General features: G+C 58.6%; 13 protein-coding genes. 6 read left to right on the top strand and 7 right to left on the bottom strand.

What is annotated here, in order from left to right:
• Window positions 1–67: 67 nt before the first annotated feature.
• The 7 genes from RRF56_RS04940 to cysE all read right to left on the bottom strand — a co-directional run bounded on the left by RRF56_RS04940 (window position 68) and on the right by cysE (window position 6,081).
• Window positions 68–1,657 (bottom strand): helix-turn-helix domain-containing protein, encoded by a 1,590-nt coding sequence (locus RRF56_RS04940; RefSeq protein WP_317036518.1) that lies wholly within the window; start codon window positions 1,655–1,657, stop codon window positions 68–70.
• A gap of 349 nt (window positions 1,658–2,006) precedes the next feature.
• Complete coding sequence (locus tag RRF56_RS04935; RefSeq protein ID WP_317036517.1) at window positions 2,007–2,609, bottom strand: (2Fe-2S) ferredoxin domain-containing protein; 603 nt, start codon at window positions 2,607–2,609, stop codon at window positions 2,007–2,009.
• A 180-nt stretch (window positions 2,610–2,789) separates the two neighbouring features.
• Window positions 2,790–2,993 (bottom strand): putative nitrogen fixation protein NifT, encoded by a 204-nt coding sequence (nifT, locus tag RRF56_RS04930; RefSeq protein ID WP_317036516.1) that lies wholly within the window; start codon window positions 2,991–2,993, stop codon window positions 2,790–2,792.
• A gap of 132 nt (window positions 2,994–3,125) precedes the next feature.
• The gene (gene nifV, locus RRF56_RS04925) at window positions 3,126–4,235 is read right to left on the bottom strand and encodes a homocitrate synthase (protein ID WP_317036515.1); all 1,110 of its coding nucleotides are present in this window, start codon (window positions 4,233–4,235) and stop codon (window positions 3,126–3,128) included.
• A gap of 127 nt (window positions 4,236–4,362) precedes the next feature.
• Window positions 4,363–4,920 carry a Dps family protein gene (locus RRF56_RS04920; protein WP_317036514.1) on the bottom strand — a complete coding sequence of 186 codons (558 nt, stop codon included), beginning with the start codon at window positions 4,918–4,920 and terminating at the stop codon, window positions 4,363–4,365.
• Window positions 4,921–5,077: 157 nt separating this feature from the next.
• A complete protein-coding gene (locus RRF56_RS04915) occupies window positions 5,078–5,344 on the bottom strand; it encodes an Asr1405/Asl0597 family protein (RefSeq protein WP_317036513.1) in 267 nt (88 codons plus the stop codon).
• Entirely contained in the window at window positions 5,341–6,081 is a 741-nt protein-coding gene (gene cysE, locus RRF56_RS04910; RefSeq protein WP_317036512.1) for a serine O-acetyltransferase, read from the bottom strand. The genes RRF56_RS04915 and cysE overlap by 4 nt, the downstream gene beginning before the upstream one ends.
• A 1,582-nt stretch (window positions 6,082–7,663) precedes the next feature.
• Here cysE and nifB point away from each other — a divergent pair.
• The 6 genes from nifB (at window position 7,664) to nifD (ending at window position 15,003) form a co-directional block, all read left to right on the top strand.
• Window positions 7,664–9,154 (top strand): nitrogenase cofactor biosynthesis protein NifB, encoded by a 1,491-nt coding sequence (gene nifB / locus RRF56_RS04905; protein ID WP_317036511.1) that lies wholly within the window; start codon window positions 7,664–7,666, stop codon window positions 9,152–9,154.
• Window positions 9,155–9,392: 238 nt separating this feature from the next.
• Entirely contained in the window at window positions 9,393–9,770 is a 378-nt protein-coding gene (locus RRF56_RS04900; protein WP_317036510.1) for a 4Fe-4S binding protein, read from the top strand.
• A gap of 108 nt (window positions 9,771–9,878) precedes the next feature.
• A complete protein-coding gene (nifS, locus tag RRF56_RS04895; protein ID WP_317036509.1) occupies window positions 9,879–11,072 on the top strand; it encodes a cysteine desulfurase NifS in 1,194 nt (397 codons plus the stop codon).
• 144 nt (window positions 11,073–11,216) lie between these two features.
• On the top strand, window positions 11,217–12,143 hold the full coding sequence (gene nifU / locus RRF56_RS04890) for a Fe-S cluster assembly protein NifU (protein WP_317036508.1): 927 nt from the start codon (window positions 11,217–11,219) through the stop codon (window positions 12,141–12,143).
• Between the two features lie 364 nt (window positions 12,144–12,507).
• Window positions 12,508–13,383, top strand: a complete 876-nt coding sequence (gene nifH, locus RRF56_RS04885; RefSeq protein WP_317036507.1) for a nitrogenase iron protein — start codon at window positions 12,508–12,510, stop codon at window positions 13,381–13,383.
• Window positions 13,384–13,560: 177 nt separating this feature from the next.
• Window positions 13,561–15,003: a nitrogenase molybdenum-iron protein alpha chain gene (gene nifD / locus RRF56_RS04880; protein WP_317036506.1), complete on the top strand. Its 1,443-nt coding sequence runs from the start codon at window positions 13,561–13,563 to the stop codon at window positions 15,001–15,003.
• Window positions 15,004–15,030: the final 27 nt, after the last annotated feature.

Raw genomic sequence — 15,030 nt, 5'->3', positions numbered from 1 at the left:
CCGACCTGGCTACAGCTATATCAACCTTTAAGAGGCTGCCGCCTCGCCTCACTGCCAGATTGGTCTGCTAGCTGAGGCCCAGGGTTTGTCGCAGCAGGGCGCGATCGCTGGGGCCAATGCTAAAGCGACCGTTTTCTACATCGCGAATCCAGCTTTGGCTTTTGCCCAGCCGCTGGGCCAGTGCCCGCTGGCTGAGGTTAAGCTGCTGACGGGCCGCCTTGATGGCGCTGCTGGAGAGGCGGTCGGTGGTAGGTTCGGGCTTGGGCTGGCGGCGGCGTTTGGCTTTAGGTTTGCGCACGCTCTGCTGCCAGTCTTCCGATAGCTCAAATCCCAGCAGGCGGGCGTTGAGCAGGCGCTGCCACTTGTCGCGGGGGGCGCGATCGGTAAGGCTGAGGTCGCGGTTGGCATCGTCAGCCCAAAAGTCGAGGGCGGCATCGGCATCGTCAGGAATTTCGGCCACCCTGGCCCACAGTGGCTGAATGTCGGGACCATAGGTTTCGGGGTCAAAGCGGGGTTTGAGGCCGTAGTGGTAGAGGGCCTCCAGGTCGTTTTCAAAGGTTTTGAGCAGTCGCTTGTGGGCACCGCGCACAGTAATGGCAGCGGTCAGCCGATCTTCGCCGTAGGCAATGCGCAGCAGGGTGCGCACGGTCATGCGGTGGTCGGTGCCCAGGCGCAGCTTAAACACCAGCCACAGCAGCAGTCGCATTGCCCCTTCGTGCTGCTGCCAACTGCCCATCACCTCGGTGAGCAGGCTCTGGGGCAGGGTGCCGTACTGGTAAAAGGCGGTTTGCTTGCGATAGTCTTGCCGGTTGAGAAAGTGCTTGGCCCAAATGCCAGGCTGAAGGGTAAAGCTTAGCCCAATGAGGTGGCGGCACCCTTCGGCGTCGGTCTCAAAGTAGTACTGGGTGTGGTGCAACTGCCAAACTGCGTGTTCGGGGAGAGCAAACCCCTGGACCTTGCCCTGACGCGGCCAGTCGAGGCTGACCCGTAGCTGACACACCTGGTAGACCAGGGTTTTGATCAGGGTAAGCTTTTCGAGCTTAGTCAGGTCTTTGCGCTTCGTGAGGCCCAGGTATTGCTCAATGTGCTGGTCATTGAGCACAAAGGGCTCTGCCCAGGGGCTGTCGGTGGTGGTGGCGTAGGCGGCAAAGATCAGGTGGAGACAGGCGGCCCGTAGGTCAAACTGGGCTAAAGCGGCCAAGCCCTGCTCGGAGTCGAGCGGAGGCGAAGCTGGGTCTTCGGGGTTGGCGGCGAGGCGAAACGCCATGCTGCCTTGCCCCCGATGGATGTCTCGCTGGTAGTAGAGGTGATGATCGCGATCGCCCTGCCAAGGCAGCGACTGGCGCTGAGCCAAAATGTTACAGGCCTCCCACACCACCATTGATGAGGCGAAGGGGGTAGTTTTGCCGTTGAGAAAAATGCTGGGAATGGCGGCGGGTAGTAGGGTGCTTTTGTTACGGCCTTTTTTGGGTTTGAGTGGGGCTAGAGAGCCAATGGTGCAGGCCTCGACACAGCGGGGCACGGCTAGATCTTCACAGCGATCGCACAGGGTAGGGTCGATCCAGTAGCCATCGGCAGCAGTCTTAATGGCATCGTTGGGGCACTCTGGGCGGCAGCTATCGCAGGCGATGCAGCCTTCTTTGACGGTATAAGCCATAATCAACCCCCTTTTGAGCAATTGACCCTACCAGAAATAGCAACCGAATCTACCAGATTTTATGCCTCTGGATACGGTTTAATCATTTCTTTTTAATCGCCCAGAATAGGTTCAGGCTGGACTTTTCCGCCCGAGAATTGGTGGTTAGTATTACGGTATTCAGCCGCCTATGTTGATGGTTTTTTGACCTCATTTCAAAGTCGTATTAATCGTTCAATAAAGTACATGTCTTCTTCTCTGCGTCGTCACGTTAGTGGGGTAGAGAACGGCTTTGATTTTGATGGGTTTGAAGGGAAGGTTTGGGGTTCAAGGTGTCAGGTTGGTCGTAAACCGTAAACCCAAAACTCGACTACCGTGAATTGGGCTTGGTGGGGGTAAAGTGGCGATCGAGAATCGCGGGTAGCCGTGAGGGCTGCACCCGGCTGTAGCGGTGGTGCCCTGGGTCAACGGTAAAGGTGGGGGCCTCAGAGCAGTGTTTTTGGCAGCCGGTGTACTGAATTTCGACCTGGGTGTGCAGATTGCGATCGCGCAGGGCCTGACCTAGGGCTTCGGCGAGTTGTTTGCCGCCCCGCTTTTGGCAACCTGACTTGCGGCACATGCGAATTTTGAGCGTTCTGGCAGGCTGGGTGGCGCTTTGCTGGGTTGACGGGGTCACCGGGCTGGGCAGGGTGCAGGTTTTGGGTAATGGCGGCAGCAGGGTAAACACTTGATAGGCCTTGAGCTTGATGATGTCGCCATCGAGTTCGCTACGGCCAATGCAGCGTAGGTAGTCGCCGGGTTGCAGCCGCGATCGCAGCAAAGCCCGCACTTCTTTGCGCAATTTAATCGCCAGCACTTCGCCATCGACCTCCAGGCAAATAGTTTTGACTTTGATCGGGTCGGCTTCAACGAAGCCCAAAAAGGTGCCATCCAGGTTAAACATCCAGGGGGGCAGTGAGGTGGTGTCGGACATGGGGAATCTCCTTTAGGCGGTGGGGCGGTGGGGTGGTGGGGTGGTGGGATGGTGAAATGGTGGGATGGTGACGGAGAGAGACCCCAGGGTTCTTGGATGGAGAGAGACCCCAGGGTTCTTGAATGGGTAGCGAGTTAGCTTATGCATTGCCCAGAAGAACCCAGGGGTCTTGGCGGGCATTCAGTTCAACTTTCTAGCGTCAACGGTCTGGGGCGTTTTGATCGGGTCGCTGAGGCCAGTAATCGAGAGTTCCCATCCGTTCGACAGAGTGAATATCTGGGCGTTGTCACCCGTCGTTTGAGACACAACTTCTTCTTCGAGGTCTTTTTTGGCCACGTAAACCAGGAGCTTACCGGCGGCATTGGTGCGGAGCATTACTTTCATTGGGGTTGAAGGTTGAAGGTTTGAGGTTTGAGGTTGAAGGTTTGAGGTTGAAGGTTGAAGGTTTGGGGTTGAAGGTTGAAGGTTTGAGGTTGAAGGAGAGTGGGTAAATATCTCATCCACCCATCCACCTATCTACCCGTGCGAAGCGACGACGCTGAGTAGCTCATCGATGGTGAGGCTGCGTTTTAAGGAGACGGCGCGATCGCGCACGCTATCGAGGACTGACTGGCTGCGATCGGCATCGAGGTGAATGCCCTGGGTAGAGAGCACTCGGTTGATCAGGTGGCGACCGGAGTGTTTGCCGACGACTAAACTGCGCTGGCGACCGACTTCGCTGGGGTCGAAGGGCTCGTAAGTGGCGGGGTTGTGCAGCACGCCGTGGGCGTGGATGCCCGACTCGTGGGCAAAGGTGTTGTCGCCCACGATCGCCTTCCAGGGTGGCACCGCGCAGTTGACGGTTTTGGCCACAAAACGGGAGAGTTCTAAAAAGTGCTGGGTTTTGAGACCGGTTTTGAGGCCATAGAGGTGTTTCATCGCCATGACCACTTCTTCGAGAGCGGCATTGCCGGCCCGTTCGCCCAGCCCATTCACTGTGGTGTTGACCGAGGTGGCCCCGGCCCGCACCCCAGCCAGGGCGTTGGCGGTAGCTAGGCCCAGGTCGTTGTGGGTGTGCATTTCCACCGGAATGTCTAGGGCGTTGACCAGCTTTTGTACTTTGTCGTAGGTGGCAAAGGGGTCGAGAATGCCAACGGTGTCGCAAAAGCGAAACCGAAAGGCCCCCCACTCCTGGGCATACTGGGCGGCGTCGATCAAAAAGCTGTCGTCGGCGCGGGAGCTGTCTTCGCCCCCGACGCTCACCGCCAGCCCGTGGTCGCGGGCAAAGGAAATGGCGTCGCGCAGTTGTTCCAGAGCGGCCAGCCAGCGGCCCTGAAACTTCACCTGAATCTGGATTTCAGACACCGGGATAGAGATGTGCACCCGCTTCAGACCACAGTGGATCGAAGCTTGAATGTCTGACAAGACGGCCCGGCTCCAGCCCAGCAGGTGGGCGTTAAGGCCGAGGTCTGCGATCGCGCGAATCGCTCTGGCCTCGTCTTGCCCCATGGCGGGAATGCCCACCTCTAGCTCCTGGACGCCGATAGCATCGAGAAACTTGGCAATGGCAACCTTTTCTTCAAGGCCAAAGGCAACGCCAGCGGCCTGTTCGCCGTCGCGAAGGGTGGTGTCGTTGATGTAGATCATGGTGGGAGGGTGGATGGGAGGGAGGGTGGGAGAGTGGATGGGTGGGAGAGTGGGAGAGTGGATGGGTGGGAGAGTGGATGAGAGCAACATGCCCCATCCACCCGTCTACCCCCTACCCGACTACCCTTCACCCATCCACAAACGCCAGCGTCAAACTGTCGTGGGTGAGAAAGTGATCGACATGGAAGGTACGATCTTCGGTTTTGAGCAGAATTTCGTCGTAGAGGTAGCGGGTGGCGCGATCGCCCAAACTCTCGGCCTGGGCCGAAAGGCGACGCAGCAGGGCAATCACCGCTAGCTCGGCGGCCAGATCGTTTTCGAGCATTTGGCGGCAGGTGTAGGCCCCATCGGGCTCAGGGGTAAAGCAGCACAGATCGGCCAGAGTGGCGAAGGTGCCAGCGGGAATGCCGCCGAGACCGTTGAGCCGTTCGGCCAGGTCGTGGGCATTGCTCTGGGCGGTACTATAGCTCTCCTGAAAGAACTCGTGCACCGAGTAAAATTCAGCGCCTTCTACGACAAAGTGCTGCTTTTGATATTGAAAATAGAGAGCCTGAAAGCTGGCGTAGGCCAGATTCAGCCCTTCGCAAATGGCGGCGGTGACATCAAGCTCAAAGCCAACAGGGTTGGGGCCAACCTCGCCAAAGGCGCGGACGAGGGTTGCGGTCGTAGCTGGGGTAGTGGACATGGGAGGACTCCGGTAGGGGTGGATGGGTGGATGAGTGAGGGGGTGGATGGGTGTCGGGTGTTAGGTGTCGGGTATCGGGTATTGGGTATTTAGAACCTGAAACCTGAAACCCAAAACCTGAAACCTGAAACCCAGAACCTGAAACCTGAAACCCAATTCATGAATTCGCAACACAGGTCACTTGGGTTTGCCAACACCGCTCTAGCCAATCGATGCCTTCCTGGCGGGAGGTAGAAAACTGGCGTACGGCGCTGCGGACTAGCAGCAGCGCCAAAGCGTGGTTGACGTCGACGCGCAGGGTGCCGTCGGCGGGGCAGGCGCAGGGGATATTCAGCTCTTGCAGACGGTGGTGGATCGACCAGCGATCGCACCGCCGGACTGACACCGTCTGCCCCCAGCTGGGTACGGTAGGGGACTGATTCATGGCACTAGCTCCAGTAGGTATGGGTGGGTGGGGGACTGTTTGAGATCGCTCAGCTGAGTTTCGAGGGCTTCGATGCGATCGAGCAGCGATCGCAGGGTGGCGGCGGTGACATCGGGCAGTTGGCTGTGCTCTAGGGGCGCGGTTTGGGTGTTGCAGCGGCACACGTTGCGGCTGGGCACCCCCACGGCGGTGCAGTGGGCGGGCACCGGGCGCAGTACCACAGCCCCGGCCCCAACGCGGGCGTAGTCGCCGATGGTAATGCGGCCTAAGACCGTAGCCCCAGCCCCAAGCACCACGTGGTGGCCGACAATAGGGTGACGCTGGCCGGTTTCTTTGCCGGTGCCGCCCAGGGTGACGCCTTGATAGATCAGACAGTAGTCACCGACAATCGCGGTTTCACCAATCACCACACCCAGGCCGTGGTCTATAAAGACACCCCGGCCAAGGTGGGCGCCGGGGTGAATGTCAATGCCAGTGAAAAAGCGGCTGAGGTGGGCGATGAGCCGGGGTAAGAAGGGGATGCCGCGATCGCGCAACCCGTGGGCCAGGCGATGGGCCGCCAGCGCGTGCAGACCGGGATAACAGCACAGCACCTCCAGCCAGTGGGTTGCCGCCGGGTCGCGCTCAAAAATGATGGCGTAGTCATCGAGCAGAGCCTCCAGCAGAGGCAGACGTTGCCGCAGGGCGGCGACATCGACAGAAAACCGGGTAGAGAAGCGAGACAGGGGGAGAAACATGGCTCGGAGGGGCGGTTGTTTCTCTGCTTATAGCAATGGTCAAAATGTGGTCTGCGCCGGCCCGCCCTATCCAAACTTACTAAAACTATTAGCGCTGTACTCAATCGCTCAATCCCTAGAGAACGTAGCTTTTGAAGTTTGTGTAGGGCCAGGGGACGAGTATTTTTGAACTTGGGAATGAGTATTTTTACAGCCAGGGCTGAGTATTGTGCACTCAAGGCAAATGCCTTACCGCATCAGGCGTTTACTCAGTTTTTAAGACTGGGGAATTCGTTGGAATTTTGCACTCAGAGTACGGTTATCCCAGGGTTTAATCCACGTTTTCATTCTAGAAACTGTAGCAGACTTGGCAAAACCTTCTCTATTTAATTCGGCAATCCTTAACAATTTGCCGCCAGGGCAGGGTTGAGATGCATGGGTGATGCGATCGCCCTACAAATGCGCTCTGTCCTCTTAACCTCCTCCGTTGCTCAGGCGTAGCTTAGCGGCAGCTGGATAGTCGGCATGGCTATCCCACAAGAATTTCTCCAAAGGCTCCCAATCTCGAAGGCTTAACCAACTGTGGGATAGGCCTCTGGTCTGCCCCCCAAGGGTTGACTAAGGAGAATGAAGAATTCAGATCAAACCAGTCGCAGATTTAGCTCAAAGGGTTTCCAAGGCTTGCCTCATATCCAATCCGACTGACTGAATCCAATTGGAAACCGATACTTCGTAGGGGATTGCATGCAATGCCCCTACGACAGACCAGGGGATATACCAATAGAATTTGGTCTCAGTCGCGGCTGGTGGCAGACACTGCTCACTCCAGACAAAGACCGTTTACGTTGCTTAACATTAGAACTGTTAAGCTCGATACTGTTCTCTATTTAATAGAGAAAGAATGGATACAAACTCAAAATTTACTTTTTTAAAACCATCCTTTAATCTGTAACGAGCTTTGCAAAAATAGCCTGATTGAGTACTCAAAAAAGCCTCTCTGTTTTGGGTTTATTTAGGCTTTAACCCTTGTCTGTAAAGCCTTTGGACTGAGTGCAGAAATACCGGCACGAACCAAAAAAATACCAGGGCAGGATGGGTAAAATACTCGTCCCCAAACTTTAAAAAAAGATTGAACTCCGCCACCTCAAGGGGTTCAGCCTTTGAGTACAGCGCTAATCATTCAATAAATCCTATCGGGCACCCCCTCTCTGGGGGCGGTTACCCCGTTGCTATAACTCTTTCAACGCCGAGCACCCCAGCGTTACTCGCTCGCTAAATCAAGGGTTCCCTCCAGATAGCAACGTCCACCCCGGCTTGGTTAAAGCCATTTATCTCGACGCTTTGCCCTCTGAAAACCCCCAACCTGCGATCGAACGCCCCAGCGATTTCACCCACACCACCCACCCAGGGAAATCGCCGGGCAGAGACAACGAGGTGCACTGACCGATGGGTTCCGCTCCCCTGATATGGGGGCCACCCATCGGCCAGCGGCGGAACGTCCAGGTTCTAGGCCCAGGTTCTATGTTTCAAGCCTGATTGGTTGGTGGGCAGTGCCCACCCTACCCGCCGCCACCCGCCCGCCCACCCCTACCTCCCCAAACCCATGACGCCACCGCCCGATTCTGCCCTGACCTCCGCGCCCACCGCGACGCCCGATCTGGACATTACCCTGACCAAAACCAAAACCCTGGTCAAACCGGCGGGCGGCGGCTGTAGCACGACCACCACGGGCTGCACCACCAAAACCGACACCGCCCTCAGCGAGAGCATGCAGGCCCGCATCGACAAGCACCCCTGCTATAGCGAAGAGGCCCACCACCACTATGCCCGCATGCACGTGGCGGTGGCTCCCGCCTGCAACATCCAGTGCAACTACTGCAACCGCAAGTACGACTGCGCCAACGAAAGCCGCCCTGGTGTAGTCAGCGAGCTGCTCACCCCCGAAGAAGCCGCTCACAAAGTATTGGTGGTCGCAGGCAAAATTCCTCAAATGACGGTGCTGGGCATCGCTGGCCCGGGCGACCCCCTGGCCAACCCCGAAAAAACCTTCCGCACCTTTGAGCTAATTGCCGAGCAGGCTCCCGATATCAAGCTCTGCCTTTCCACCAACGGTCTGATGCTGCCGGACTATGTCGATCGCATCAAAGCCCTGAATGTGGACCACGTCACGATCACTATTAATATGGTTGACCCGGCGATCGGCGAGAAGATTTACCCCTGGGTGCACTACCGCCGCAAGCGCTACCGGGGCATTGAGGGGGTACGCATCCTCCACGAGCGGCAGATGGAGGGGTTAAAAGCCCTTCAGGATGCCGACATTCTCTGCAAGGTCAATTCGGTACTCATTCCCGGCATCAACGACGAGCACATGCCCGAGGTGAATGCCGCCATTCGGGAGCGGGGCGCATTTTTGCACAACATTATGCCGCTGATTTCGGCCCCGGAGCACGGCACCTACTTTGGCCTGAATGGGCAGCGTGGCCCTAAGCCCAAGGAACTGAAGCAGGTGCAGGACAACTGCGCTGGCAACCTGAAGCTGATGCGCCACTGCCGCCAGTGCCGCGCCGACGCCGTGGGCCTGCTGGGCGAAGACCGCAGCCAGGAGTTTACCAAAGAAAAGTTCATGGAAATGCCCGTGGACTACAGCCTGGAAACCCGCCAGGCCGTCCACATCAGCATTGAGCAGGCCAAGGCTGCCGTTGAAGCCAAGAAGGAATCCGCCGCCCGCATTCCCGGCAGCCTGTCGGAGGATTCGCCCAAGGTTCTAGTTGCTGTGGCCACCAAGGGCGGTGGCATCGTGAACCAACACTTCGGCCACGCCAAGGAATTCATGATTTACGAAGTGGACGCCGCCGGGGCCAAGTTCATCAGCCACCGCAAAGTCGCTGACTACTGCCAGGGCGGCTACGGCGAAGAGGCGATGCTCACCGGCATCATCGACACCATTGCCGATTGCAAAGCGGTGCTGGCGTCTAAGGTTGGCCCCTGCCCCAGCAAGCGATTGCAGGAAGCTGGGTTGGTGGTCATGGAAGACTACGACGTGATTGAGACCGTGGCTCGCAGGTTCTACGACGAGCATGTGCTGAAGCGGTGAGGAAGTGAAGAGGTGAAGAGGTGAAGAAGTGAAGGGTGAAGTGTGAGAAGACAGTTTCTCCCCACCACCCACCACCCCACCACCCCTCCTCTTTACCCTTCACCTCTTCACCCTTTACCCCATCCACCCATCCACCCATCCACCCATCCACCCATCCACCCATCCACCCATCCACCCATCCACCCATCCACCCATCCACTCCCCACTCCCCACTCCCCACTTCCCAGAGGCTCCTCCCATGCCCTACTCCATCACTCAAAGCTGTATCGGTTGTCAGCGTTGCCTCTCAGCCTGCCCAACCGGGGCGATTCAGACCGATGGTACGGCTTTCTGGATTGCGATCGATCGCTGCAACCAGTGCCAGGGCTCCTACGGGGTGCCCCAGTGCTGGGCCACCTGCCCCACCAATGAGGGCTGTGTGCCCCTGACCAGTGGGGTAGCGGCGGTGTCGCTCACCTCCTCCTCGGAGGCGATGGGGGACTACTGGGAGTCGTGGTTTGCCACCTACACCCGCATGGTGGCGAGGCTCCAGGGCGCGCCGCAGTCGGGCTATTGGCGCACCTGGTTCGATGGCTATGCCCAGGCTGTGCAGCGATTGCAGGCGACGACAGCGTAATGGTGCATTGCTTCGCGACAAGGCTTGATGGTGCATTGCTTCGCGAATGCACCCTACGGCTCCACCCATCCACCCCTTCACCCTTCACCCTTCACTCCCCCACCCGCCATGGTCACCTATCTCGACAACAACGCCACCACCCGCACCGACCCCGAGGTCTTGGCGGCGATGCTGCCCTACCTGAGCGAGCTGTACGGTAACCCCTCGTCGATGCACAGCTTTGGCGGCCAGGTGGGGGCGGTGATTGAGACTGCCCGCGAACAAGTTGCGACCCTGCTGGGTGCAGAACCGACGGAGATTATCTTCAACAGCTGCGGCAGTGAGGGCAACAACACCGCTATTCATGCGGCCCTGGCGGCCCAGCCGGAGAAGCGCCACATTGTCACCACGGCGGTGGAGCACGCGGCCATTCTGGCGGTATGCAAGCACCTGGAGAAGCGGGGCTACACCGTCACCTACCTCTCGGTAGATGAGCGCGGCGAGCTGGATCTGATGGAGCTAGAGGCAACCATGACCGGCGGCACCGCCCTGGTCACCACCATGTATGCCAACAACGAAACCGGGGTAATTTTTCCGGTGGAGCAGATTGGGGAAATTGCCAAAGCCTATGGTGCTACCTTCCACGTCGATGCCGTCCAGGCAGTGGGCAAAGTGCCCATTAACTTGGCCACCAGCACCATCGACCTGCTCACCCTCTCGGGCCACAAGCTCCACGCCCCCAAGGGCATCGGGGTGCTGTACGTCCGCAAAGGCTTCCGCTTTCGGCCCTTCCTGCTGGGAGGCCATCAGGAGCGGGGTCGCCGGGCCGGTACCCACAATGTGCCTGCGATCGTGGCCCTAGGCAAAGCCGCCGAACTGGCCCAAACCCACCTGGCCCACACCAAACGCGAGGCCGAGCTACGAGACCTGCTGGAATACGGCATTCTCGCCACCATCCCCGACACCGTGGTCAACGGCGGCGGTGCCCCCCGCCTGCCCAACACCACCAACATCGGTTTTAAGTACATCGAGGGCGAGGCGATTCTGTTCATGCTCAACCGCGAGGGCATCTGCGCCTCCTCCGGTTCCGCCTGCACCTCCGGCAGCCTCGACCCCTCCCACGTCCTCACCGCCATGGGCCTGCCCTACACCATCCTCCACGGCTCGATTCGCTTTAGCCTCTCCCGCTACACCACCGAAGCCGAAATCCGCCAGGTGCTCACCGTCATGCCCGAGATTGTGGAACGGCTCCGCGCCCTGTCGCCCTTTAACAACGATCAGGCGGAGTGGTTGCAGGAGCGAGATGTCGCTTTGGCGACGTGAGGAAGTGAAGACGTGAAGACGTGAAGAAGTCTGATCATCCACCCTTCACCCTTCACCCTTCACTCTTCACCCACCCCTCACCCCTCACCCCTCACCCTTCACCCTTAACCCCCTACCCTTCCACCCCTCACCCCCGAAACCGCCATGTGGGACTACTCCGAAAAGGTACTCGAACTCTTCTATAACCCGATCAACCAGGGTGCGATCGCTGACTCGGCTGAGCCCGATGTGGCGGTGGTCTACGGCGAAGTGGGCAGCATTGCCTGCGGCGACGCCCTGCGGCTGCACCTGAAGATTCAGCCCTCCACCGACAGCATTTTGGATGCGCGGTTTCAGACCTTTGGCTGTACGAGTGCGATCGCCTCCTCCTCTGCCCTGACCGAAATCATCAAAGGCCGCACCCTCGACCAGGCGCTGCACATCACCAACCAGGACATCGCCGATTTCTTGGGCGGTCTGCCGGAGGCGAAAATGCACTGCTCGGTGATGGGCCAGGAAGCGCTGGAGGCAGCGATCTATAAGTATCGCGGCATTGAAATCGAGCACCATGAGGACGATGAAGGCACCCTGGTCTGCGCCTGCTACGGCATCACCGAGACGAAGATTAGGCGGGCGATCGCCGAAAACGACCTGAGCACCGTGGAACAAGTCACCAACTACGTGAAGGCTGGGGGCGGCTGCGGCTCTTGCCTAGCCAACATCGAAGACCTGATTTTAGATGCCCAACAGTCCGCCGAAACCGTCCGCGCCGCCGCACTGGCCGTCGCCAAGGAACAGAGCACCCAACCACCCATCCGCCCATCCACCCATCCACCCGCCCACTCCCCTACCCCCCTCACCAACCTGGAAAAAATCATGCGCATCCAGCAGGTGATCGAGGAGGAGGTGCGCCCGGTGTTGATTGCCGACGGCGGCGATGTGAGTCTACACGACGTTCAGGGCGATCGCGTTTTGGTCAAGCTCTACGGGGCCTGCGGCTCCTGCGCCAGCAGTACCGAGACGTTGAAGTATGCGATCGAGGCCAAGCTGCAACGGCTGGTGTTACCGACGCTCACCGTCGAGGCGATCTAATTCCAGCTTCTCCAGTGGTGCATTGCTTCGCGAATGCACCCTACGGGTCCTCTCCAAAATCCGAAATCGCCAATCCCAAATTCTCTCAGACCCACCCCTAGCCCCTCCCAAGAGGGGAACCGGACAACCCCCATCCACACCCTACTCATCCACCCATCCACTCATCCACCCATCCACCCATCCACCCATCCACCCTTCACCCTTCACCCTTCACCCTTCACCCTTCACCCCCATCCCCCATGCACCCCTCCCTCCCCCACGCCGGACGCGACCCCCCGGCCTTCCCCCCAGGCCCTTGCCTGCTCCGAGTTTTCAACGTTCCGTGTCCACTCAACCCGAATTCCAAACCTAGGAGACCATCCCCATGAGACAGATTGCATTTTACGGAAAAGGCGGCATTGGCAAATCCACCACCTCGCAAAACACCCTGGCCGCTATGGCCGAAAAAGGCCAGCGGATCATGATTGTGGGTTGCGACCCCAAGGCTGACTCCACCCGCCTGATGCTGCACAGCAAGGCCCAAACCTCGGTGCTGCAACTGGCCGCCGAACTCGGTGCCGTTGAAGATGTGGAACTTGAGCAGGTGCTGCAAGTCGGCTATCGCGGCGTCAAGTGCGTTGAGTCGGGCGGTCCTGAGCCCGGCGTCGGCTGTGCCGGTCGGGGTATTATCACCGCCATCAACTTCCTCGAAGAAGAAGGCGCTTACGAAGACCTGGATTTCGTCTCCTACGACGTACTGGGCGACGTAGTTTGCGGCGGTTTCGCTATGCCCATTCGGGAAGGCAAAGCCCAGGAAATCTACATCGTCGTTTCCGGCGAAATGATGGCCATGTATGCGGCCAATAACATCGCCCGAGGCGTTCTGAAGTATGCCCAATCGGGCGGTGTGCGACTGGGCGGCCTGATCTGCAATAGCCGCAATACCGACAAAGAAGTTGAGCTAATCGAAGAACTAGCCCGACGACTCAACACCCAGATGATTCACTTTGTCCCCCGCGACAACATCGTGCAGCACGCCGAACTGCGCCGCATGACGGTGAACGAGTACGCCCCCGACAGCAAGCAAGCCGGGGAATACAACCAACTGGCCGACAAGATCATCAACAACAAAAAGCTCACCATCCCCACGCCCATCTCTATGGATGAGCTGGAGGAGCTGTTGATCGAATTCGGCATCCTCGATGGCGACGAAGAGTACCAGAAAGCGCTGGAGGCCGATAAGGCTCTGGCGACGGTTTAGGTTCCGTTGCATCAGATCCCAGGGTTCTTGGCCAATAGCCAGATTTACCGGTTCACCCCAGAAGAACCCTGGGATCTCTTCCCACCCATCTACCCATCCACTCACTCACTCACCCACCCACCCATCCACCCACCTACCCGCTACCGCTACCCATCCACCCCTACCCGAGAGGGCACCATGACTACCGTAGAAGACAGAAAGGCACTGATTGATGAGGTGCTAGAGGCCTACCCCGACAAAGCCAAAAAACTGCGGGCCAAGCACATCAGCGTGCAGGAAGCCGAAAAGGCCGACTGCGGCGTGAAGTCCAACAAAAAGTCCGTCCCCGGTGTAATGACCACCCGTGGTTGTGCCTACGCAGGCGCTAAAGGGGTGGTCTGGGGGCCGGTCAAAGATATGATCCACATCAGCCACGGTCCGGTGGGCTGCGGCTACTACTCCTGGTCGGGCCGCCGCAACTACTACATTGGCACCACCGGGGTCGATACCTTCGGCACCATGCAGTTCACCTCCGACTTCCAGGAGCGCGACATTGTGTTTGGCGGCGACAAAAAGTTGGCCAAACTAATCGACGAACTGGGCGAACTGTTCCCCCTCAGCCAGGGCACCACCATTGAATCGGAATGTCCGGTGGGCCTGATCGGCGATGACATTGAAGCCGTCGCTCGGGCCAAGGCCAAGGAAACCGGCAAGCCCGTGATTCCGGTGCGCTGCGAAGGGTTCCGGGGCGTGTCCCAATCCCTGGGCCACCACATTGCCAACGACACCGTGCGCGACTGGGTACTGCCCAAGGCCGACGAGTACCGCAAACTGCCCGAGGGCTTTGAGCCCGGCCCCTACGATGTCAACATCATCGGGGACTACAACATCGGTGGGGACGCCTGGCCCAGCCGCATGCTGCTAGAAGAAATCGGTCTGCGGGTGATCAGCCAGTTCTCTGGGGATGGCACCTTCAATGAAGTGGTGATGACACCGCTAGCTAAGCTCAACTTGATCCACTGCTATCGGTCGATGAACTACATCTGCCGGTTCATGGAAGAGAAGTATGGCATTGGCTGGCTGGAGTACAACTTCTTTGGCCCCACCCAGATCGCCAAGTCGCTGCGCAAGATTGCCGCCCAGTTTGACGAAACCATTCAGGCCAAGGCTGAAGAGGTGATTGCCAAGTACCAGCCGCGCATGGATGCGATCGCCGCCAAGTATCGCGCCCGCCTAGAAGGCAAGAAGGTGATGATGATGGTCGGCGGCCTGCGCCCCCGCCACGTCGTGCCCGCCTTTACCGACCTGGGCATGGATGTGATCGGCACCGGCTACGAGTTTGGCCACGGCGACGACTACAAACGCACCGCCGAATACGTCAACGAAGGCACCGTCATCTACGACGACATCAGCGGCTACGAGTTTGAGGAATTTGCCAAAGAACTCAAGCCCGACCTGATCGCCGCTGGCATCAAAGAGAAGTACGTCTTCCAGAAAATGGCCCTTCCCTTCCGCCAGATGCACTCCTGGGATTACTCCGGCCCCTACCACGGCTACGACGGCTTTGAAGTCTTCGCCCGCGATATGGACATGGCGATCAACAACCCCACCTGGGCGCTGATCAACCCGCCTTGGGCTTAAGAGTGGATGGGTAGATGGGTGGATGGA

The sequence above is a fragment of the Nodosilinea sp. E11 genome (assembly GCF_032813545.1).
Classification (GTDB): Bacteria; Cyanobacteriota; Cyanobacteriia; order Phormidesmidales; family Phormidesmidaceae; genus Nodosilinea.
Note: the sequence above shows the minus strand (reverse complement) of the source record. Positions and strands in the feature narration are given on the sequence as shown.

What these genes read in the sequence shown, in the direction of transcription:
- nifB (WP_317036511.1), top strand. Translation starts at nt 7,664, where the DNA reads ATGACGCCACCGCCCGATTCTGCCCTGACCTCCGCGCCCACCGCGACG.
- RRF56_RS04940 (WP_317036518.1), bottom strand. Translation starts at nt 1,657, where the DNA reads ATGGCTTATACCGTCAAAGAAGGCTGCATCGCCTGCGATAGCTGCCGC.
- RRF56_RS04915 (WP_317036513.1), bottom strand. Translation starts at nt 5,344, where the DNA reads ATGAATCAGTCCCCTACCGTACCCAGCTGGGGGCAGACGGTGTCAGTC.
- nifS (WP_317036509.1), top strand. Translation starts at nt 9,879, where the DNA reads ATGGTCACCTATCTCGACAACAACGCCACCACCCGCACCGACCCCGAG.
- nifU (WP_317036508.1), top strand. Translation starts at nt 11,217, where the DNA reads ATGTGGGACTACTCCGAAAAGGTACTCGAACTCTTCTATAACCCGATC.
- cysE (WP_317036512.1), bottom strand. Translation starts at nt 6,081, where the DNA reads ATGTTTCTCCCCCTGTCTCGCTTCTCTACCCGGTTTTCTGTCGATGTC.
- nifH (WP_317036507.1), top strand. Translation starts at nt 12,508, where the DNA reads ATGAGACAGATTGCATTTTACGGAAAAGGCGGCATTGGCAAATCCACC.
- nifD (WP_317036506.1), top strand. Translation starts at nt 13,561, where the DNA reads ATGACTACCGTAGAAGACAGAAAGGCACTGATTGATGAGGTGCTAGAG.
- RRF56_RS04935 (WP_317036517.1), bottom strand. Translation starts at nt 2,609, where the DNA reads ATGTCCGACACCACCTCACTGCCCCCCTGGATGTTTAACCTGGATGGC.
- nifV (WP_317036515.1), bottom strand. Translation starts at nt 4,235, where the DNA reads ATGATCTACATCAACGACACCACCCTTCGCGACGGCGAACAGGCCGCT.
- RRF56_RS04920 (WP_317036514.1), bottom strand. Translation starts at nt 4,920, where the DNA reads ATGTCCACTACCCCAGCTACGACCGCAACCCTCGTCCGCGCCTTTGGC.
- nifT (WP_317036516.1), bottom strand. Translation starts at nt 2,993, where the DNA reads ATGAAAGTAATGCTCCGCACCAATGCCGCCGGTAAGCTCCTGGTTTAC.
- RRF56_RS04900 (WP_317036510.1), top strand. Translation starts at nt 9,393, where the DNA reads ATGCCCTACTCCATCACTCAAAGCTGTATCGGTTGTCAGCGTTGCCTC.